We start from the raw sequence: 19,233 nt of genomic DNA, 5'->3' as shown, positions 1-19,233 counted from the left end.
GGCTGGGTTATAACACCAGCCAAAACTTGGAGTGGAAATCATCAATCAAATAAAAATATTAAACCATATATAGAGGAGGGATCCAGATGGCTCAAGAATATGATTTGGTCATTCTTGGAGGCGGTACAGGCGGATACGTAGCAGCAATCAGAGCTTCTCAGCTTGGCTTGAAAACTGCCATCGTTGAAAAAGGAAAGCTTGGTGGAACATGCCTGCATAAAGGCTGTATCCCAAGCAAGGCTTTGCTTCGGAGTGCTGAGGTTTATGCTACCGCAAAGAAAAGCGAAGACTTTGGTGTGACGACAGGTGAAGTTGGTGTCAATTTCGTAAAGGTACAGGAAAGAAAAGAGAAAATCGTCGAGCAGCTGCACCGTGGTGTACAGCACCTGATGAAACAAGGAAAAATCGATGTTTATGAAGGTTTGGGAAGAATCCTGGGTCCATCCATCTTCTCACCTATGCCAGGAACCATTTCTGTGGAGATGAACAATGGCGAAGAAAATGAAATGCTGATCCCTAAGAATGTCATCGTTGCAACAGGATCAAGACCAAGAACATTGCCTGGTCTTGAAGCAGATGGCCAATATGTAATGACTTCAGATGAAGCACTTGTGATGGAGGATCTTCCTAAGTCAATTATTATCGTCGGCGGTGGTGTAATTGGCATTGAATGGGCTTCCATGCTTGCTGACTTTGGATCTGCTGTCACTGTAATTGAGTATGCAGACCGTATTGTTCCAACCGAGGACAAGGAAGTTTCAAGAGAAATGCAGCGCGCAATGAAGAAAAAAGGCGTGAAGATTGTAACGAACGCAAAAGTCTTATCAGAGACCCTGCAAAAAGGCGATGGTGTCAAGATCAGCGCAGAGGTTAAAGGCGAAACGAAAGAATTCACTGCTGAAAAATTGCTTGTCTCTGTTGGGCGCCAGGCAAATGTAGAAGGAATTGGCCTTGAGAATACAGAAATTCAGCTGGAAAGAGGTTTCATCCAGACAAACGAATTTTTCCAGACAAAAGAATCTCATATCTATGCAATTGGCGATGTGATTGGCGGCTTGCAGCTTGCGCACGTGGCATCACATGAGGGGATAGTAGCTGTTGAGCACATTGACAATCAAAATCCACATCCAATCGACTATACGCTCGTCTCAAAATGTATTTACAGCTCTCCAGAGGCGGCCAGCGTTGGACTGACTGAAGATGAAGCAAAAGAAAAAGGTCACGATGTGAAGATAGGCAAATTCTCCTTCAAGGCAATCGGAAAAGCGCTTGTATATGGTGAATCAGATGGTTTTGTGAAAATCGTAGCTGACAAGGAAACCAATGATATTCTTGGTGTCCATATGATCGGCCCGCATGTCACGGATATGATTTCAGAAGCGGGACTTGCAAAGGTTTTAGACGCTACACCATGGGAAATTGCCCATACCATCCATCCTCACCCGACATTGTCCGAGGCAATTGGTGAAGCTGCCCTGGCAGTGGATGGCAAAGCAATCCATTCTTAATTTCTATTTTATAAACAAGAGCTCTTTTCCCTAGAAATGAGCCTTGTACGAACAATTGGGAGGTATAAAGATGGCAGAAAATCGTCACGCTGCACTTGGCTTAAGTGATGAAAAGGTTTTGGAAATGTATGAAACAATGCTGTTGGCACGCCGGCTGGATGAGCGGATGTGGCTATTGAACCGTGCCGGGAAAATTCCGTTTGTCATTTCCTGTCAAGGACAGGAAGCGGCACAGGTAGGAGCTGCTTTTGCTCTAGATCGTGAAAAGGATTATGTGCTTCCATACTACCGTGACATGGGAGTGGTCTTAACTTTTGGCATGACTGCAAAAGACCTGATGCTTTCCGGTTTTGCCAAAGCGGAAGACCCGAACTCTGGTGGCCGCCAGATGCCTGGACACTTCGGTCAAAAGAAGAATAGGATTGTTACAGGTTCTTCACCAGTAACAACACAGGTACCTCATGCTGTTGGAATCGCTCTTGCAGGTAAAATGGAGAAGAAGGACTTGGTAACATTCGTTACGTTTGGGGAAGGTTCATCCAACCAGGGTGATTTTCATGAGGGTGCAAACTTTGCGGGAGTCCATAAGCTTCCTGTCATTTTCATGGTTGAGAACAATAAATATGCGATTTCCATTCCTTACGAGAGGCAAGTTGCAGCCGAGAAGGTTTCCGACCGTGCAATCGGGTATGGCATGCCAGGTGTCACTGTTGATGGAAATGATCCATTAGAAGTTTATAAAGTTGTCAAGGAAGCGGCTGAGCGAGGACGCCGTGGTGAAGGGCCGACTCTTGTCGAGGCTGTATCCTATCGCCTGACCCCACACTCATCAGATGATGACGACAGAAGCTACCGTGCGCCAGATGAAGTTGCACAGGCAAAAACGAAGGACCCTATCATTACCTTCGGCGCTTATTTGAAGGAAAATGGCATCATGAATGATGAAAGTGAAAAGGAAATCAACGATCGAATCATGAAGCTGGTTAATGAAGCAACTGATTATGCTGAAAATGCACCGTATGCGGAGCCTGAACATGCTCTGAAATACGTATATGCTGAAGAGTAAGGGGGAACGAAAATGGCGGTAATTTCTTATATAGATGCAGTGACATTGGCAATCAAAGAAGAGATGGAAAGAGATCCGAGAGTTTTTGTCCTCGGTGAAGATGTTGGAAAAAAAGGCGGAGTATTTAAAGCGACACAAGGTTTGTTTGAGAAGTTTGGAGAAGATCGCGTTATTGATGCTCCGCTTGCAGAATCAGCGATCGCAGGGGTTGGAATTGGTGCTGCAATGTACGGCATGCGTCCAATCGCCGAAATGCAATTCGCAGATTTCATAATGCCGGCTGTAAACCAGATCATTTCTGAGGCAGCAAGAATCCGTTACCGTTCAAACAATGACTGGAGCTGTCCGATGGTCATCCGCGCTCCTTATGGCGGTGGTGTACACGGTGCCCTTTATCATTCTCAGTCTGTTGAGGCTGTGTTTGCGAATCAGCCTGGCTTGAAAATTGTCATGCCCTCCACTCCTTATGATGTAAAAGGATTATTGAAAGCAGCAATCAGAGATGAAGATCCAGTATTATTCTTTGAGCACAAGCGTGCTTACCGACTGATCAAGGGAGAAGTTCCTGAGGATGATTATGTTCTTCCGATTGGCAAAGCAGATGTAAAGCGAGAGGGAGAGGATATCACGGTTATTACTTATGGCCTTGCGGTCCACTTTGCTCTACAGGCTGCTGAAAGACTTGCGAAGGATGGTATTTCTGCTCATATTCTTGACCTTCGAACTGTATATCCATTGGATAAGGAAGCAATTATCGAGGCTGCTTCAAAAACAGGTAAGGTACTTCTTGTGACGGAAGACAACAAGGAAGGCAGCATCATGAGTGAAGTATCTGCAATCATCGCAGAACATTGCCTGTTTGAATTGGACGCACCAATCAAGAGATTGGCAGGACCGGATGTACCAGCAATGCCTTATGCACCAACAATGGAGAAATATTTCATGATCAATCCTGATAAAGTTGAAAAAGCAATGAGAGAACTTGCTGAATTTTAACATATTCATGTTGGAAATAGAATGATTGGAGAAGGAGGGTCAACCTGTGGCAATCGAACAAATCAAAATGCCTCAATTAGGTGAGAGTGTTACCGAGGGAACAATCAGTAAGTGGCTGGTTTCCGTTGGCGACAAAGTAAATAAGTATGATCCACTGGCAGAAGTCATGACCGATAAAGTTAATGCTGAAGTACCATCTTCATTTTCGGGTACAATCAAAGAATTGATTGCAGGTGAAGGGGATACATTGGCAGTTGGGGAAATAATCTGCACAATTGAAATCGAAGGCGGAGCTTCTGAAGAAGCACCAGCAGCTGATGCAGCTTCTTCAGATTCTGCATCTGCATCAAATGCAAGTGCAACTCCAGCACAGACACCTTCAGCGGATGAAGCCAGCAAGGCAAGGTATTCACCTGCAGTATTGAAGCTGGCTCAGGAAAATAACATTGATTTATCCCTGGTCAAGGGAAGTGGAGCTGGCGGAAGGATTACGCGAAAAGATCTTAAGCAAATGATTGAATCCGGTAATATACCTCAAGCCTCTGTTCAGACTAAAACTCCAAAAGAAGCGGCTAAGATTGAAACTACTTTAGCACAGCCTGCAGCACAAACACAGCCAGCAGCACAGGCACAAACAATTGCGCCTGCTCCGTCTGTCCCAGTTTCTGCCGGTGATATTGAAATTCCAGTGACTGGCGTGCGCAAGGCAATTGCAGCTAACATGCTGCGCAGCAAGCATGAAGCTCCGCACGCTTGGACGATGGTAGAAGTGGATGTTACGAATCTTGTAGAGTACAGGAATGGCTTAAAGGACGACTTCAAGAAAAAAGAAGGCTTCAATCTTACTTTCTTTGCTTTCTTCGTGAAGGCAGTTGCCCAGGCATTGAAGGAATTCCCGCAAATCAATTCAATGTGGGCCGGCGATAAGATCATCCAGAAAAAAGATATCAATATTTCCATTGCAGTCGCGACTGATGACGCACTTTTCGTACCCGTCATCAAGAATGCAGACGAAAAAACAATCAAAGGCATTGGCCGTGAAATCAATGAACTTGCTCAAAAGGTACGCGCAGGCAAGCTTCGTTCAGAAGATATGCAAGGCGGAACCTTCACTGTCAACAACACAGGTTCTTTCGGTTCCGTTCAATCAATGGGAATCATCAATTACCCGCAGGCAGCGATTCTCCAGGTAGAATCGATCGTTAAGCGCCCTGTTGTGATGAACAACGGCATGATCGCTGTTCGTGATATGGTGAACCTTTGTCTATCCCTTGATCACCGTGTACTGGATGGCCTGGTATGCGGCCGTTTCCTTGCAAGAGTTAAAGAGATCCTTGAGAATACGTCAAAAGAGACAACATCAATTTATTAATAACTGTAAAGCGTCCAGAAAATCTCTGGGCGTTTTCTTTTTGTTAAGGAAATTATAAAATTATTTAGGTAGGATAACTGCCTGTGGTTTTCTTAATCCAGCTCCAGCGCCTAGCCCCTCGAGTCGCTTGTCTAGTGTCGCCTCCTAGAAACTCCGAAACTTCAACTCCGCCGGCAGAAGCAAAAAGCGCTTCTTTGTCGGAGTCTCCAGTTTCTGCGTTTCTGGACAGTCGGCTATACATTTCTATTTCGAGCCGCCCATTGAAGTCAAAGAACGACTTCATTGGGCGGCTCTCCGAGGCACAGGACGTGCTAGACCCGCCAGCCACACGATGTGGCGTTTCAGGCGGGCAGCGCTTGTCGGGGCTGATCGAGGCGCTTACGCTTTTTGAACTTATACTGCCATCTTATGAAAATGTACTTCGTTGCTAGAAAAGCATTCGTATACTAAAATATAGTAGAGTATAAAAATTAGAATTTTACTACAATTATAGTGAAGGGGGGAAAGCTGTCTGAAATATGGACAGTAAGGTTTATGACGATTGAAAATATGAAAGCTACCTCGTTCAAAGATGCAACTTTTGAAGATTGGCAGGAAAAAGCTGCTGCTTCATTAAAAGGCAAGCCAATTGATTCTCTTTATACGAATACATATGAGGATATTACGCTTAAACCGCTTTATACAAAAGTGGATTTTCCAGATGGACTGGCAGGGGACCTGCCTGGTCAGCCAGATTTTAGAAGAGGCATCCATTCTCTTGGGTACCAGTCAAAATCCTGGCATATTGCAAACCGCGTCTTTTACTCTGATGTTGAAGACTTGAAAGGGAAACTTGATAACGCACTGTCAAAGGGACAAACAGCCATTTCCTTTGATGTAAAAACGGAGTTATTTTCGGATAATCGTTCATTGGTGTCAATTCTCTCTTCCTATAAAAATAAGTATCCTTTAAGCCTGAATGCTGGATTTCTTCAGGCGCCATTGCTTGCAGCTTTGGCTGCTGCCAGTAAGGATTCTGGTGGTGCAGAAAAGCTATCAGGTTTCGCTGCAGCGGATCCTGTTGCCGAAGCGAGTATGATTGGTGGACTGCCAACGGAGGAAAATGAATTTTTCACAGAATGGTCAAAGGTCCTTGAAGAAGCAGCACAGCAATTACCTGAAGTAAAGACAGTCCTGGTCAATACAGTCCCATACCATAACAGCGGCGCTAATGCCGTGCAGGAACTGGCTATTGCTGTTTCTACCGGAGTTTATCTTCTACAAAAGCTGCTTGACAATGGATGGGAATTAAAGAAAGCGTTATCAAAGGTCGTATTCCATTTTGCAATCGGTTCTAACTTCTTCATGGAAACGGCCAAGCTTAGAGCTGCCAGGCTCTTATGGAGTAAAACTGCAGAAGCTTTCGGCGCAGAAAAGGAAGACCGGAAAATGGTCCTATCTGCTGAAACCTCAAAGTTCACAAAAACTATTTTTGATCCTTACGTGAACATGCTTAGGGCTGGAAATGAGGCCTTTGCGGCTGTTTTAGGGGGAATCCAATACCTTCACACGGGAAGTTTTGACGAACCAGCTGGGACTGCGAATCCTTTTTCCGAAAGGGTTGCCCGAAATACACAACTGGTGCTTAAATCTGAAGCGCATCTTGAAAAAGTAGCCGACCCTGCAGGAGGTTCCTGGTATGTCGAGTCATTGACAAAGGAACTGGCAGAAAAAGCCTGGGAGCTATTCCTCGAGGTAGATCGCAGCGGCGGAATTTATGAAGCGCTGAAATCCGGCTGGCTCCAGGAGCAGATTGCGCAGACAGCTGAGGTTCGTGAACAGGATATTTCTACACGTAAAAAGAGCATGATAGGAACAAACGTTTATGCGAACCTTTCGGATGATATAAGTAATCCTGTTGACCAAGAGATACAAAGAGATTATATGATTGATTCTCTTGATGCTATCATAGGTAAAATTGCATCAGATAGCTCTCTCAAAGGTAGTTTTAAAGAGGTGAAACCTAGCTTTACACCGTTAAAATTAAAAAGGTTAGCTGAGCCTTATGAAGAAATGAGATTCAGGGCTAAGAAGCTGAAGAAAAAGGGTGTGCACCCTTCAGTCGGCTTAATTTGCCTGGGTGAGCTGAAGAAGCATAAAGTAAGAGCAGACTTCATTTCCGGTTTATTGTCAGCTGGTGGGATTCATGCTGAAAGAAGCGGGGAAGTGGACTCCAGTTCAGCAGCGATTCAATTTATTCAATCGTCGAATGCACGTCAGTTTGTTATTTGTGGCGATCAGTCTGCCTACAATTCTTTCGGGCCAGAGCTGGCGCAGGAGATTGCAAAGGAGCACAATGTTAAGCTTTACCTGGCAGGCATTCCAGACGAGAAACAAAGCGAATGGAAAACTTCGGGGATTATTGAGTTCCTGCATGTAAGAAGCAATGCAATACAGACTCTATCAGCTATGCTTCAGGAAATGGAGGTAGGCGCAAATGCAAAAGCCTGACTTTACCAAAGTACGTTTGTTTGCTGAGGAAAAGGAAGACAGCAAGGAAAAAGTGGATCAACATATTCAGCAAACCATCGATGATTTGTTATTTGAAACGAACGAGCAAATCAAAGTTAAACCAGTCTACACAAAAGAAGATATAACCTCTTCGGAACATATGGAAGGAATGCCTGGCCTCCCTCCTTTTACAAGGGGACCGTATCCAGCGATGTATGTGAACAGGCCTTGGACCGTAAGGCAATATGCAGGGTTTTCTACTGCGGAAGAAAGCAACGCATTCTACAGGCGAAACCTTGCGATGGGGCAAAAAGGTTTGTCTGTTGCCTTTGACCTGGCAACACACCGGGGCTATGATTCTGACCATCCTCGCGTCGAGGGTGACGTCGGAAAAGCTGGAGTCGCAATTGATTCTATATTAGATATGAAAATTCTTTTTGACGGGATCCCACTCGATCAGATGTCTGTGTCCATGACAATGAATGGTGCGGTCCTGCCAATCATGGCGTTTTTCATCGTGACGGCCGAGGAACAGGGTGTAACACAGGATCAATTATCCGGAACAATTCAGAATGACATCCTGAAGGAGTATATGGTCAGGAACACTTACATATATCCACCGGAAATGTCGATGAAAATCATTGCCGATATTTTCGAGTATACTTCCAAATATATGCCGAAATTCAATTCAATCAGTATTTCAGGCTATCATATGCAGGAAGCTGGTGCTCCCGCGGATATCGAATTGGCGTACACGCTCGCGGATGGTCTTGAATATGTGAGAACTGGCCTTAAGGCTGGCATCGATATTGATTCATTCGCACCACGCTTAAGTTTCTTCTGGGCGATCGGCATGAACTATTTCATGGAAGTAGCCAAAATGAGGGCTGCCCGCTTCATCTGGGCAAAAATGATTAAAACATTCAATCCGAAAAATGAAAAGTCGATGGCCTTGAGGACGCATTCTCAAACCTCAGGTTGGAGTCTTACTGAGCAGGATCCATACAATAATGTCATCCGCACATTAATTGAAGCACATGCAGCAGCCATGGGGCATACTCAATCATTGCACACGAATGCACTTGATGAAGCAATTGCGCTGCCAACTGATTTTTCAGCTCGCATCGCCCGTAATACACAACTATTTCTTCAGGAAGAAACCGGGATTACAAAGGTAATCGATCCATGGGCAGGCAGTTACTATGTTGAAAGCTTGACCAATTCACTCATCGAGCGTGCCTGGGAGCATATCGAAGAAATTGAAGGTCTTGGAGGGATGGCGAAAGCAATTGAAACCGGTCTTCCAAAAATGCGCATCGAAGAAGCTGCGGCAAGGAGACAGGCTCAGATTGACTCTGGAAAAGAAACAATCATCGGCGTAAATAAATTTAAGCTCGATCAGGAGGATCCTCTGGAAATCCTCGATATTGATAATACAGCCGTTCGTGCGAAACAGCTGGAAAGGCTAAAGCAGCTGAAAGAAAAGCGTGATGATGAAAAAGCTGAAGCAGCTTTAAATGATTTAGCCAGGGTCGCAGAAACAGGTGAAGGCAACCTGCTGGAATACGCAGTTAGGGCGGCTCGCGCAAGAGCGACACTTGGGGAAATTTCGGATGCAATCGAAAAAGCGGCTGGAAGGCACAAAGCAGTCATTCGGTCAGTCAGCGGAGTATACAGCACAGCCTTCACAAATGGTGAGGAAATTGCCGAAGTCCAACATATGACGCAGGAGTTTCTTGAAAATGAAGGACGCAGGCCGCGCATCATGATTGCGAAAATGGGACAGGATGGACATGACCGGGGAGCAAAGGTCATTTCAACCGCTTTTGCTGATTTAGGATTTGATGTGGATATTGGTCCACTTTTCCAAACACCTGAAGAAACAGCAATCCAGGCAGTTGAAAATGATGTCCATGCCATCGGAATCAGCTCTTTGGCAGCAGGACATAAAACATTGCTGCCACAACTAGTGAAAGAGCTGAAAAAATTAGGCCGTGAAGATATTGTTGTGATTGTCGGCGGTGTCATCCCGGCTCAGGATTATCAATTCTTGTATGATAATGGAGCAAGTGCGATTTTTGGTCCCGGAACGGTCATTCCTGTTGCGGCGCAGAAGGTTTTACGGACTATTTATGAGCGCCTGGGCTATGAGGAAGTGTCAGGCTAATGGCTGATGAGAAAAAGCCTGAATGGTTCGACCCCGAAAAGGCTGATTATTTTTCAAGTGTAGTGAAGCCTGGAGTGTCGGGCGGAAATGCCGAACAGCCGGCTGCAAAAGCCGGGCGTTTCGTTAAAAAAAAGAATTTACGCAAATGGGATCCAGCTTCCCTTGCTAAAGACATCAAATCAGGAGACAGGACAGCGCTGGCAAAAGGGATCACTTTGATTGAAAGCAATGCGGAGCATGACTTTCAGATGGCCCAGACTCTCTTACAGAAGCTGTTGCCTTACTCCGGACGTTCTATCCGGATTGGCATTACAGGTGTGCCGGGTGCTGGCAAGAGTACTTTTATCGAGAGCTTTGGCAGCTATTTATGCGACATGGGTCATAAAGTTGCTGTCCTTGCGGTGGACCCTACCTCCAGCTTGACTGGAGGCAGCATCCTTGGCGATAAGACGAGGATGGAAAGGTTAGCACGAAATCCAAGAGCATTCATCCGTCCATCACCTTCTGGAGGAAAGCTTGGCGGTGTCCATCGTAAAACACGCGAAACGATGCTATTATGTGAAGCTGCTGGCTTCGATATCATTCTTGTCGAAACGGTCGGCGTTGGGCAGAGTGAGGTCATCGTCAGGGATATGGTCGATTTCTTCATGCTCCTCGTCCTGACAGGTGCTGGCGATGAACTTCAGGGTATGAAGAAAGGAATCATGGAGCTTGCAGATGCAGTCATAGTGAATAAGGCAGATGGTCCAAATGAGCAAACAGCAAAAAAGACTAAAGAAGAGTACAATCGGATTCTCCATTTTCTGCAGCCTGCGACAAAAGGCTGGCAGACAGCAGCAATGACGAGTTCAGCATTACAGAACAAAGGAATTGATGAAATCTGGAATACTATTTCTGACTTTGAGAGTTTTACGAAACAAAGCGGAATCTTTGATGAGAGAAGGAGATTTCAGACAAAAGAGTGGCTGAATGATATGATAATCGATCAGCTTCAGGCAAATTTCTTTCATCACCCAGCAATAAAGAACTTGCTTCCTAAGGTGGAAAATGAAGTCATTTCGGGAAACAGGCCAGTAGCTTCAGGTGTCGAGGAGTTATTAAGAGCTTTTTTTGGAGATGAGAATTAATTTTGCCTGGAACGGAATGAGAATCAACGGACAATTATAACAAACAGCTAAAATAAGAAAGGGCGCACAAAAGTTTAATGTATTTTGGGTGCCCTCTTATTTTTCAAAATTGTATTCTAGAGATATTCATTATGATCAGAACTCAAAAAGCATTTACGTGATCAAGCAAAAAAAAGCGGACAACGGAATGTCCGTTGTCCTTCATCTAGGGAGTTTAGGGGTATGGATCTAGCTGTATTGTTAACTTTCCCGGAATCCATAAGAGTTAAACATACTTTGAAAAATTTATTTTAATTGGTATCATATATTTATGTACTAGTTACTATACAGCAGAGGAGAGATGTATCGATGAGCATGGATTTCAATTTTTTCATGAATGATGTAGTCCGCCAGGCTCGCCAGGAAATTGGTGCAGCTGGATATACAGAATTAACAACGAGCGAAGAAGTAGAACAAGCATTGGCCAAAGAAGGCACAACACTTGTAATGGTAAACTCAGTTTGCGGTTGCGCCGGAGGTATTGCCCGCCCTGCAGCAGCACATGCTGTTCACTATGATAAGCGTCCAGATCATCTTGTGACGGTTTTCGCCGGCCAGGATAAGGAAGCGACAGAAAAAGCACGAAGCTATTTCACTGGCTATCCGCCATCATCCCCATCTTTCGCATTGCTGAAGGACGGGAAACTTTGCACAATGGTCGAACGTCATGAAATCGAAGGCCACGATCCAATGCAAGTCGTAAACAAACTGCAAAATGCATTCGAAGAATATTGCGAAGAAATGTAAGTGCTGAAGAATCCCGTTTTGCCGGGGTTCTTTTTTTATGGATAAAATTCAGGCTATTTATATTTAAAAATATTATTGCATATTTATTAATATGTGTTAAAATACAATTTAGTTAATAAATATTAGTTAATATACAGATATTCAATAGGTTTATAGCTAATATATTAATAAAATTGTATAAAATTACAGAATAGACATTATAGGGGGAAAACAAAAGATGAAAAAGGCAATTTCAGTTTTATTGATGAGCATATTATTATTGGGAGTTCTCGCAGCATGCGGGACAAGCACTGAAAAAACTTCAGGCGAAGGTGGAGAAGAAAAGAAAGTCCTTAAAATGGGTACTTCAGCTGACTATCCGCCATTTGAATATGTAGAAACAGCTACAAGTGATGAAATTATTGGTTTTGATGTAGATCTGGCAAATCTGATTGCAAATGAACTGGGCTATGAAGTAGAAATCAAGGATATGGATTTCAACGGCCTTATTGGTGCGATCCAGGCAGACCGAGTTGACTTTGTCATGGCAGGCATGACTCCAACTCCAGAGCGTAAAGAGAATGTTGACTTCACTGATGTTTACTATACAGCGAAACATATGATCGTTTCTGCAAAAGATAGTAACATTAAATCAATCGAAGATCTAAATGGAAAGACTGTCGGTGTCCAACTTTCTTCTATTCAAGAAGAAGAAGCTGAAAAAATTGCTGAGACTGTGGAAATCAAGATTGAAAAACGCACAAGAATTCCTGAACTAGTCCAGGAAATCAAAGCTGGACGCATTGATGCAGCGATCATTGAGGATACGGTAGCAGTGGGGTATTTCAAGAATAATCCTGACCTTGCTGGATTTACGATTGAAGATGGGAACGAAGAAGAAGCCGGTTCAGCGATTGCCTTCCCTAAAGGAAGCAAGCTGACGGAAGAGTTTAACAAAGTACTTAAAGAAAAAATGGAAAATGGCGAAGTAGACAAATTGATCGTTAAATGGTTTGGCGGAGAAAAGTAAGAATCAAAACAGGCGTTCAGAATGCTTATGTCTTCTGGACGCCTTTCTCCTTCAAGAAATAGATAGAGAGGGCTGTTAAGACTATGAATCTTGATTTTACCGCCATCCTTCCTTCATTGCCATATATACTGAAGGGAATCGGCGTCACTTTAAAAATAGTACTTGTAGCAGGGCTGCTTGGCTTTGCTTTTGGGATTGTCCTGGCAATCTTCAAAATCAGTAAATCAAAGGCACTTAACTGGTTTGCGGATGCTTATACATCAGTTTTCCGCGGAACTCCGTTAATTCTCCAATTGATGATCATCTATTATGGACTGCCCCAGCTTATTGGATTCGAGATTGCCTCCTATACAGCTGCTGTAGCATCATTCTCTTTAAACTCGGCAGCCTATATTTCAGAAATCATCAGGGCAGGGATTTTAGCTGTCGATAAAGGGCAAAAAGAAGCCGCAATGGCACTGGGCGTTCCTGGAGAGAGAATGATGCGTGACATCATCCTGCCTCAGGCGATGAAAAACATCCTGCCGGCATTGATGAATGAATTCATCACTCTTACAAAGGAATCGGCGATAGTGACCGTCATTGCGGTGGATGATATTATGCGCAGGTCATATATTGTCGGCGGAGATCAGTACAGGTTTTTTGAACCGCTAATCTTTGCAGGGCTTATCTATTATGTAATGGTCATTACCTTGACAATGATTGGCAAGGCAGTGGAAAGGAGATTGAGACAAAGTGATTAAAGTACACGGCCTTCATAAATCATTTGGCAAACTAGAAGTCTTGAAAGGCATTTCTACAGAAATAGAAAATGGAGAAGTAGTCGCAATCATCGGCCCATCCGGTTCGGGTAAATCAACATTCCTCCGCTGCCTGAATTTACTCGAGCAGCCGACAAGCGGGCGGATTATGATTGATGGCGATGAAATTACTGATAAGAAAACCAATATCATGAAAGTTCGTGAAAACGTCGGTATGGTATTCCAGCACTTTCACCTCTTTCCGCATATGACCGTATTGCAAAACATCACATACGCGCCAATCAAGGTTAAAGGATTGGCGAAGGCTGAAGCTGAAAGTCACGGAATAGAGCTTCTTAAAAAGGTCGGTCTTTCCGAAAAAGCACATGAATATCCAAACAGACTGTCAGGCGGTCAAAAACAGCGTGTAGCAATTGCCAGAGCCCTTGCGATGGATCCAGAAGTGATGCTCTTTGATGAGCCAACCTCCGCCCTTGATCCTGAAATGGTCAAAGAAGTTCTTGAAGTCATGAAGTCGCTGGCTCACACAGGCATGACAATGGCAATCGTTACCCACGAAATGGGTTTTGCCCGTGAAGTAGCGGACCGTGTGCTGTTCCTTGATGGTGGAGTACTTGTTGAGGATGCACCTCCAGCAGAATTCTTCAGCAGCCCAAAAAGCAGCAGGGCAAAAGAGTTCCTCGAAAAAATGCTATAAGATGGATGCGGTGCTTTTATAAAGCATGACGTATCTGATAAACTAATGGATGATCATATCTTGAAGGTATGATCATCTTTTTATTTCCCGAGTGTAAGGCGGGATTTAAACGGTATAAGTTTTACTGATAGGAGAATAGAATGTGAAATTCAGAATTGGTTATCGGACGTTAAAAACAGCTTTGGGTACGGCGGTTTCAATCATTATTGCCCAGTACCTCGGCTTTGGAAATTATGTGTCTGCAGGTATTTTGACGATTCTTTGTATCCAGGTGACAAAGAAACGCTCACTGCAGGCCTCGTGGCATCGGTTCCTGGCCTGTATCATTGCGATGGCGTTCTCTGCGGTGTTTTTTGAGGGAATTGCTTACCATCCGATTGTCATCGGACTGTTATTGTTATTCTTCATTCCGACTGTAGTCATGTTTAGGGCAAAGGAAGGCGTTGTTTCTAGCAGTGTCATCATCATGCATATCTACTCGGCTGAAAAAGTAACTGGAGAACTTTTATTGAACGAACTGGGGATCATTACGATCGGGATTGGTGTTGCATTGATCATGAATCTATATATGCCAAGTGTCGATAACAAGCTGGAAGAGTACCAAAGAGGCATTGAAGCTCATTTCAAAAAGATTTTCGGTGAAATTGCCCTATACCTTAAAAATCAGGATTCAAGCTGGGATGGCCGGGAGCTTACCGAAACTGCGAGGCTGATTGAGAAGGCAAAGGCACTTGCCATCCAGGACGTAGAAAATCATTTTTTAAGAGATGAAAATTTATATTATCAATATTTTAAAATCAGAGAGAAGCAATTTGAAATCATTGAAAGAGTTCTTCCATCCATCACTTCTATTCCAAAACATGTGGAACAGGCTAATATTGTCGCTGAGTTTATCGAGTCGCTGTCGAAAGGGATTCATCCTGGCAATACAGTACTTATTTACCTGGATAAATTAATGAGGATGAAAACGGAGTTTGAGAATATGGAGCTTCCGAAAACAAGAGAAGAGTTCGAAGCGAGGGCCGCGCTGCTTCATTTTGTTAATGAAATGGAACAATTCCTATTGTTGAAACGGTCATTTAAAGGCTTGAAGACTAGGGAGGATAAAAGTGAGGCTGCCGTGACAAACTAACGGAAATAGACCACGGAGGGATTAACATGCCAGTGTTTATTTCTATGCTTCTAGCAGCGTTCATTTTTTCACCTATTTGGCCGCTGGGTACCAACCCGCTGCCTGGAGATCCATTTGTGATTGTGAATAAGCAGACAAATGAGGTCGCACTGATCAATGAAAACAGAGTCCAGACGGTGGTCAGCGCAGCAACTGGTAAATCAGAGGAGCTGACACCCGAAGGTTTATTTACCGTCACTGTCAAAGCTCCTGAACCATATTACCGGAAAAAGGATATTCCGGGCGGTGATCCCAACAATCCTCTTGGCAGCAGGTGGATTGGATTCGACGCTGAGGATACGGATGGCCGAATATACGGTATACATGGAACGAATGATCCCTCGAGCATCGGCAAAAAAATATCCCAGGGCTGCGTCCGCCTTCAAAATGAGGCGGTTGAGTCATTGTACGATTACATACCATTAGGAACAAAGATCCTGGTTACTTCAACTTCAAAGGATTTTACAGAGCTAGCAAAAGAATATGGAGCAATCAGGGAATGAAAAAGGGCTGTCAATTTAGTTGACAGCCCTTTGATTATTTAAAAGTTATTATAGGAATGTTGATAATCCCATAAGAAGGGTTGAAGCAAGCATAGTAAAGAGCATCACGTATACTACGACCTTCCTGATATTTGGCTTACGCATAATAGAAATCCCCCTTCCAAAGCTTACGCTATCTATCACTATTATTTTACAACCACTTATTGAATTCAACAACCCTTTTTAAGAGATGCATTTTTGTCAAATATTCTCTGATTTTTATGTTAGTGTAGTAGTATAAAACTGAACATGAATAGTATGTCAGCCCTTAATTCGATAATCAATATTTAAATAAGAAGGATTTGTGACATTTTTATAGAATATTAAAATGATTAAATATATTTAAATAGTATTTGGAGGGAATCACATGATTAAAAAGGTCGACCATATCGGCATTGCTGTCAAATCTATTGAGCATGCCCTCCCATTTTATACAGATGTGCTGAAGCTGCCGTTATTGGGGGTTGAGGAAGTAGAAAGTGAGAAGGTCAAAGTAGCTTTTTTAAAAGCCGGGGAAACGAAGCTTGAGCTCTTGGAACCTTTATCTGATGAAAGCGCTATCGCATCCTTTATTAAAAAACGTGGGGAAGGAATTCACCATGTCGCGCTTGGTGTAGAGTCAATCCAGGAAAGAATCAATGATATGAAGGAAAATGGCATCAAAATGATACAGGATGTTCCTAAAAAAGGTGCCGGGGGAGCGCTTGTCGCATTCATGCATCCAAAATCGACAGGAAGCGTTCTTTACGAACTTTGCGAGAAAAACGGGGAGGCTGAATAGAATGCCAGACATCTATGAGAAAATTAATGAACTATATGATCGCCGCAGGGAAATCGAACTAGGCGGCGGTGATGAGCGGATTGAAAAGCAGCATGAAAAAGGAAAGCTGACTGCTCGTGAAAGAATTGAGCTGCTTGTCGATCCAGGAAGTTTTGTTGAATTGAATCCTTTTATTCAGCATCGCAGCACGGATTTTGGGCTGGAAAACCAGAAGGGACCTGGGGATGGCGTTGTAACGGGTTACGGAAAGGTCAATGGCAGGCCGATTTATTTGTTTTCGCAGGATTTCACCGTGTTCGGAGGGGCATTAGGTGAAATGCATGCAAAGAAAATCGCCAATGTCATGGATCTGGCAGCCAAAAATGGTGCCCCATTTGTAGGGTTGAATGATTCCGGCGGAGCAAGGATTCAGGAGGGTGTCGTTTCGCTAGATGGCTACGGACATATTTTCTACCGCAACTCTATTTATTCTGGAGTAATTCCGCAAATTTCCGTGATTATGGGCCCGTGTGCCGGCGGGGCAGTATACTCCCCAGCTATTACGGATTTTGTTTTCATGGTCGAAAAAACGAGCCAGATGTTCATCACCGGTCCAAAAGTAATTGAAACGGTTACCGGGGAGAAGATTTCTGCAGAAGATCTAGGCGGTGCAATTGTCCATAATACGATCAGCGGCAATGCGCATTTCCATGGCCAGTCTGAGGAAGAAACTCTGGAGCAGGTCAGGCTGTTGTTAAGCTATCTGCCGCAAAACTATGAAGAAAAGCCTCCGCGCCTTGAAGCAGATGAAAAGGATGACTATCGTCCAGACTTGACGGATACCATTCCATTTGACGCGGTCCGTCCATATGATGTGCGCAAGGTAATTGAGCAGGTGGTCGACACCGATTCATTCCTTGAAATACAAAAGGATTTCGCAAAAAATATCGTCATCGGTCTTGCAAGGATTAAAGGAGAGGTCGTTGGCCTTGTCTGCAACCAGCCGAAGGTAATGGCAGGCGGACTTGATATCGATTCTTCCGATAAAGCATCACGCTTTATTAGATTCTGTGATTCCTTCAATATTCCGATTATTACATTTGAAGACGTGACTGGTTTCTTCCCAGGCATCAAACAGGAGCATGGAGGCATCATCCGTCATGGCGCGAAAATACTGTATGCTTATTCAGAAGCAACAGTGCCGAAACTAACTGTTATTTTACGAAAAGCATACGGAGGAGCATATGTTGCTTTGAACAGCAAGTCCATTGGTGCCGATCTTGTTTTTGCATGGCCGAATGCTGAGATTGCTGTAATGGGGCCTCAGGGAGCTGCCAATATTATTTTTGCGAAGGAAATCCAGAACAGCGACAATCCTGAACAGACAAGGCAGCAGAAGATCGATGAGTATCGTGAGAAATTTGCGAATCCATATGTCGCTGCAAGCCAGGGGATGGTCGATGATGTTATCGATCCGCGCGAAACGCGAATCAAATTGATTCAGTCGCTTGAAATGCTTCGGACAAAGAAGGAAGACAGACCGGGCAAGAAGCACGGCAACATCCCGCTATAGGATTTCGTATTTGGTGTTGAGATTCGATTAGCGTTATACTCTAATAGTATATACATAATTGGAGGTCGGCTAGGATGATTAATAACGAACGTTTATTGAATGAGTTTTTAGAGCTTGTCCAAATTGACTCTGAAACAAAGTATGAAACTGAAATTGCACGCGTCTTGAAGAAAAAATTCGAGGACCTGGGAGTAGAGGTTTTCGAGGACGATACAACTGCACAAACTGGTCATGGAGCAGGAAACCTGATCTGTACTTTGCAAGGTACAAAAGAAGGTGTAGATACAATCTACTTTACTTCTCATATGGATACTGTCATTCCTGCCAAGGGAGTTAAGCCATCGATTAAGGATGGGTATGTCGTGACTGATGGAACGACAATCCTTGGAGCTGATGATAAGACTGGACTAGCGGTCATGCTTGAGACAATTCGCGTCCTGAAGGAACAATCAATTCCGCATGGAACGATCCAATTCATCATTACTGTCGGAGAAGAATCAGGTCTCGTTGGCGCAAAAGCATTGGATTCTTCTTTAGTAAAAGCGAAATATGGTTATGCACTTGACAGTGATGGCAAGGTTGGAAATATTATTGTTGCAGCGCCAACGCAAGCAAAAGTTGCAGCCGTCATCCATGGTAAAACTGCTCACGCAGGTGTTGCTCCAGAAAAAGGTGTTTCCGCAATCACGATTGCTGCCAAGGCTGTTGCAAGAATGCCGCTTGGCCGCATTGATGAAGAAACTACTGCGAATATCGGCCGTTTTCAGGGTGGTACACAGACAAATATCGTCTGCGACCATGTAGAGATCCTTGCAGAAGCGCGTTCTCTTATCCCTGAAAAGATGGAAGCGCAAGTAGCAAAAATGAAAGAAGCATTCGAATCAGCTGCACAGGAAATGGGCGGAAAGGCAGATGTCGATGTCCAGGTAATGTACCCAGGCTTCAAATTCGGTGAAGGTGATCTGGTCGTTGAACTTGCTAAAAAAGCAGCCGCAAAAATCGGCAGAAGCTCAGAATTGCTGCACAGTGGCGGCGGAAGCGACGCAAATGTCATTGCAGGCTTCGGCATCCCAACCGTCAACCTTGCTGTAGGGTATGAAGAAATCCACACTACAAACGAAAGAATGCCTATCGAAGAGCTCAATAAGCTTGCCGAGATGGTCATCGCATTAATTGAAGAAGTAGCAGCACAATAAGAATTGAAGGGC

General features: G+C 44.0%; 18 protein-coding genes. 16 read left to right on the top strand and 2 right to left on the bottom strand.

Going from position 1 to position 19,233, the window contains the following annotated elements:
* The first annotated feature begins 86 nt into the window (after positions 1-86).
* The 4 genes from lpdA (at position 87) to J7E32_RS10130 (ending at position 4,942) form a co-directional block, all read left to right on the top strand.
* Positions 87-1,508: a dihydrolipoyl dehydrogenase gene (gene lpdA, locus J7E32_RS10145; RefSeq protein WP_214906957.1), complete on the top strand. Its 1,422-nt coding sequence runs from the start codon at positions 87-89 to the stop codon at positions 1,506-1,508.
* Between the two features lie 70 nt (positions 1,509-1,578).
* The gene (locus J7E32_RS10140) at positions 1,579-2,574 is read left to right on the top strand and encodes a thiamine pyrophosphate-dependent dehydrogenase E1 component subunit alpha (protein WP_214906955.1); all 996 of its coding nucleotides are present in this window, start codon (positions 1,579-1,581) and stop codon (positions 2,572-2,574) included.
* A gap of 12 nt (positions 2,575-2,586) precedes the next feature.
* Positions 2,587-3,570: an alpha-ketoacid dehydrogenase subunit beta gene (locus J7E32_RS10135; protein ID WP_214906953.1), complete on the top strand. Its 984-nt coding sequence runs from the start codon at positions 2,587-2,589 to the stop codon at positions 3,568-3,570.
* Between the two features lie 46 nt (positions 3,571-3,616).
* Entirely contained in the window at positions 3,617-4,942 is a 1,326-nt protein-coding gene (locus J7E32_RS10130) for a dihydrolipoamide acetyltransferase family protein (protein ID WP_214906951.1), read from the top strand.
* 64 nt (positions 4,943-5,006) lie between these two features.
* On the opposite strand, the gene J7E32_RS10125 is transcribed toward J7E32_RS10130, so the two are convergent.
* On the bottom strand, positions 5,007-5,225 hold the full coding sequence (locus J7E32_RS10125; protein ID WP_214906949.1) for a hypothetical protein: 219 nt from the start codon (positions 5,223-5,225) through the stop codon (positions 5,007-5,009).
* 251 nt (positions 5,226-5,476) lie between these two features.
* Between J7E32_RS10125 and J7E32_RS10120 the strand changes: the two genes are divergently transcribed.
* The 9 genes from J7E32_RS10120 (at position 5,477) to J7E32_RS10080 (ending at position 15,653) form a co-directional block, all read left to right on the top strand.
* A complete protein-coding gene (locus tag J7E32_RS10120) occupies positions 5,477-7,432 on the top strand; it encodes a methylmalonyl-CoA mutase subunit beta (protein ID WP_214906947.1) in 1,956 nt (651 codons plus the stop codon).
* Entirely contained in the window at positions 7,419-9,599 is a 2,181-nt protein-coding gene (gene scpA / locus J7E32_RS10115; protein WP_214906945.1) for a methylmalonyl-CoA mutase, read from the top strand. Before J7E32_RS10120 ends, scpA begins: the two co-directional genes overlap by 14 nt.
* Positions 9,599-10,726 (top strand): methylmalonyl Co-A mutase-associated GTPase MeaB, encoded by a 1,128-nt coding sequence (gene meaB, locus J7E32_RS10110; protein ID WP_214906943.1) that lies wholly within the window; start codon positions 9,599-9,601, stop codon positions 10,724-10,726. Before scpA ends, meaB begins: the two co-directional genes overlap by 1 nt.
* A gap of 348 nt (positions 10,727-11,074) precedes the next feature.
* Entirely contained in the window at positions 11,075-11,512 is a 438-nt protein-coding gene (locus tag J7E32_RS10105; RefSeq protein WP_214906942.1) for a BrxA/BrxB family bacilliredoxin, read from the top strand.
* 217 nt (positions 11,513-11,729) lie between these two features.
* The gene (locus tag J7E32_RS10100) at positions 11,730-12,521 is read left to right on the top strand and encodes a transporter substrate-binding domain-containing protein (protein WP_214906940.1); all 792 of its coding nucleotides are present in this window, start codon (positions 11,730-11,732) and stop codon (positions 12,519-12,521) included.
* Between the two features lie 83 nt (positions 12,522-12,604).
* On the top strand, positions 12,605-13,264 hold the full coding sequence (locus tag J7E32_RS10095) for an amino acid ABC transporter permease (protein ID WP_214906938.1): 660 nt from the start codon (positions 12,605-12,607) through the stop codon (positions 13,262-13,264).
* On the top strand, positions 13,257-13,979 hold the full coding sequence (locus tag J7E32_RS10090; RefSeq protein ID WP_214906936.1) for an amino acid ABC transporter ATP-binding protein: 723 nt from the start codon (positions 13,257-13,259) through the stop codon (positions 13,977-13,979). Before J7E32_RS10095 ends, J7E32_RS10090 begins: the two co-directional genes overlap by 8 nt.
* A gap of 142 nt (positions 13,980-14,121) precedes the next feature.
* Complete coding sequence (locus J7E32_RS10085; RefSeq protein ID WP_214906935.1) at positions 14,122-15,111, top strand: aromatic acid exporter family protein; 990 nt, start codon at positions 14,122-14,124, stop codon at positions 15,109-15,111.
* A gap of 26 nt (positions 15,112-15,137) precedes the next feature.
* Entirely contained in the window at positions 15,138-15,653 is a 516-nt protein-coding gene (locus J7E32_RS10080; protein WP_214906934.1) for a L,D-transpeptidase, read from the top strand.
* A gap of 48 nt (positions 15,654-15,701) precedes the next feature.
* Here J7E32_RS10080 and prli42 read toward each other — a convergent pair whose 3' ends face one another.
* The gene (gene prli42, locus J7E32_RS10075; RefSeq protein ID WP_158651567.1) at positions 15,702-15,797 is read right to left on the bottom strand and encodes a stressosome-associated protein Prli42; all 96 of its coding nucleotides are present in this window, start codon (positions 15,795-15,797) and stop codon (positions 15,702-15,704) included.
* A 262-nt stretch (positions 15,798-16,059) separates the two neighbouring features.
* On the opposite strand from prli42, the gene mce reads away from it, so the two are divergent.
* The 3 genes from mce (at position 16,060) to J7E32_RS10060 (ending at position 19,221) form a co-directional block, all read left to right on the top strand.
* The gene (mce, locus tag J7E32_RS10070; protein ID WP_214906933.1) at positions 16,060-16,473 is read left to right on the top strand and encodes a methylmalonyl-CoA epimerase; all 414 of its coding nucleotides are present in this window, start codon (positions 16,060-16,062) and stop codon (positions 16,471-16,473) included.
* A 1-nt stretch (position 16,474) separates the two neighbouring features.
* Entirely contained in the window at positions 16,475-18,025 is a 1,551-nt protein-coding gene (locus J7E32_RS10065) for an acyl-CoA carboxylase subunit beta (protein ID WP_214906932.1), read from the top strand.
* 74 nt (positions 18,026-18,099) lie between these two features.
* Positions 18,100-19,221 carry a tripeptidase T gene (locus tag J7E32_RS10060; protein ID WP_214906931.1) on the top strand — a complete coding sequence of 374 codons (1,122 nt, stop codon included), beginning with the start codon at positions 18,100-18,102 and terminating at the stop codon, positions 19,219-19,221.
* Positions 19,222-19,233: the final 12 nt, after the last annotated feature.

It is taken from the genome of Bacillus sp. ISL-55, from assembly GCF_018613155.1.
Taxonomy (GTDB): domain Bacteria; phylum Bacillota; class Bacilli; order Bacillales; family Cytobacillaceae; genus Mesobacillus.
The sequence above is the reverse complement of the archived record's forward strand: the minus strand, read 5'-3'. Positions and strand labels throughout refer to the sequence as shown.

Bases quoted from the DNA above. Each gene is read 5' to 3' on its own strand.
- J7E32_RS10105 (WP_214906942.1), top strand. From the start codon at position 11,075: ATGAGCATGGATTTCAATTTTTTCATGAATGATGTAGTCCGCCAGGCT.
- J7E32_RS10065 (WP_214906932.1), top strand. From the start codon at position 16,475: ATGCCAGACATCTATGAGAAAATTAATGAACTATATGATCGCCGCAGG.
- scpA (WP_214906945.1), top strand. From the start codon at position 7,419: ATGCAAAAGCCTGACTTTACCAAAGTACGTTTGTTTGCTGAGGAAAAG.
- J7E32_RS10135 (WP_214906953.1), top strand. From the start codon at position 2,587: ATGGCGGTAATTTCTTATATAGATGCAGTGACATTGGCAATCAAAGAA.
- lpdA (WP_214906957.1), top strand. From the start codon at position 87: ATGGCTCAAGAATATGATTTGGTCATTCTTGGAGGCGGTACAGGCGGA.
- prli42 (WP_158651567.1), bottom strand. From the start codon at position 15,797: ATGCGTAAGCCAAATATCAGGAAGGTCGTAGTATACGTGATGCTCTTT.
- J7E32_RS10140 (WP_214906955.1), top strand. From the start codon at position 1,579: ATGGCAGAAAATCGTCACGCTGCACTTGGCTTAAGTGATGAAAAGGTT.
- J7E32_RS10120 (WP_214906947.1), top strand. From the start codon at position 5,477: ATGACGATTGAAAATATGAAAGCTACCTCGTTCAAAGATGCAACTTTT.
- J7E32_RS10125 (WP_214906949.1), bottom strand. From the start codon at position 5,225: ATGAAGTCGTTCTTTGACTTCAATGGGCGGCTCGAAATAGAAATGTAT.
- J7E32_RS10100 (WP_214906940.1), top strand. From the start codon at position 11,730: ATGAAAAAGGCAATTTCAGTTTTATTGATGAGCATATTATTATTGGGA.
- J7E32_RS10060 (WP_214906931.1), top strand. From the start codon at position 18,100: ATGATTAATAACGAACGTTTATTGAATGAGTTTTTAGAGCTTGTCCAA.
- mce (WP_214906933.1), top strand. From the start codon at position 16,060: ATGATTAAAAAGGTCGACCATATCGGCATTGCTGTCAAATCTATTGAG.
- meaB (WP_214906943.1), top strand. From the start codon at position 9,599: ATGGCTGATGAGAAAAAGCCTGAATGGTTCGACCCCGAAAAGGCTGAT.
- J7E32_RS10095 (WP_214906938.1), top strand. From the start codon at position 12,605: ATGAATCTTGATTTTACCGCCATCCTTCCTTCATTGCCATATATACTG.
- J7E32_RS10080 (WP_214906934.1), top strand. From the start codon at position 15,138: ATGCCAGTGTTTATTTCTATGCTTCTAGCAGCGTTCATTTTTTCACCT.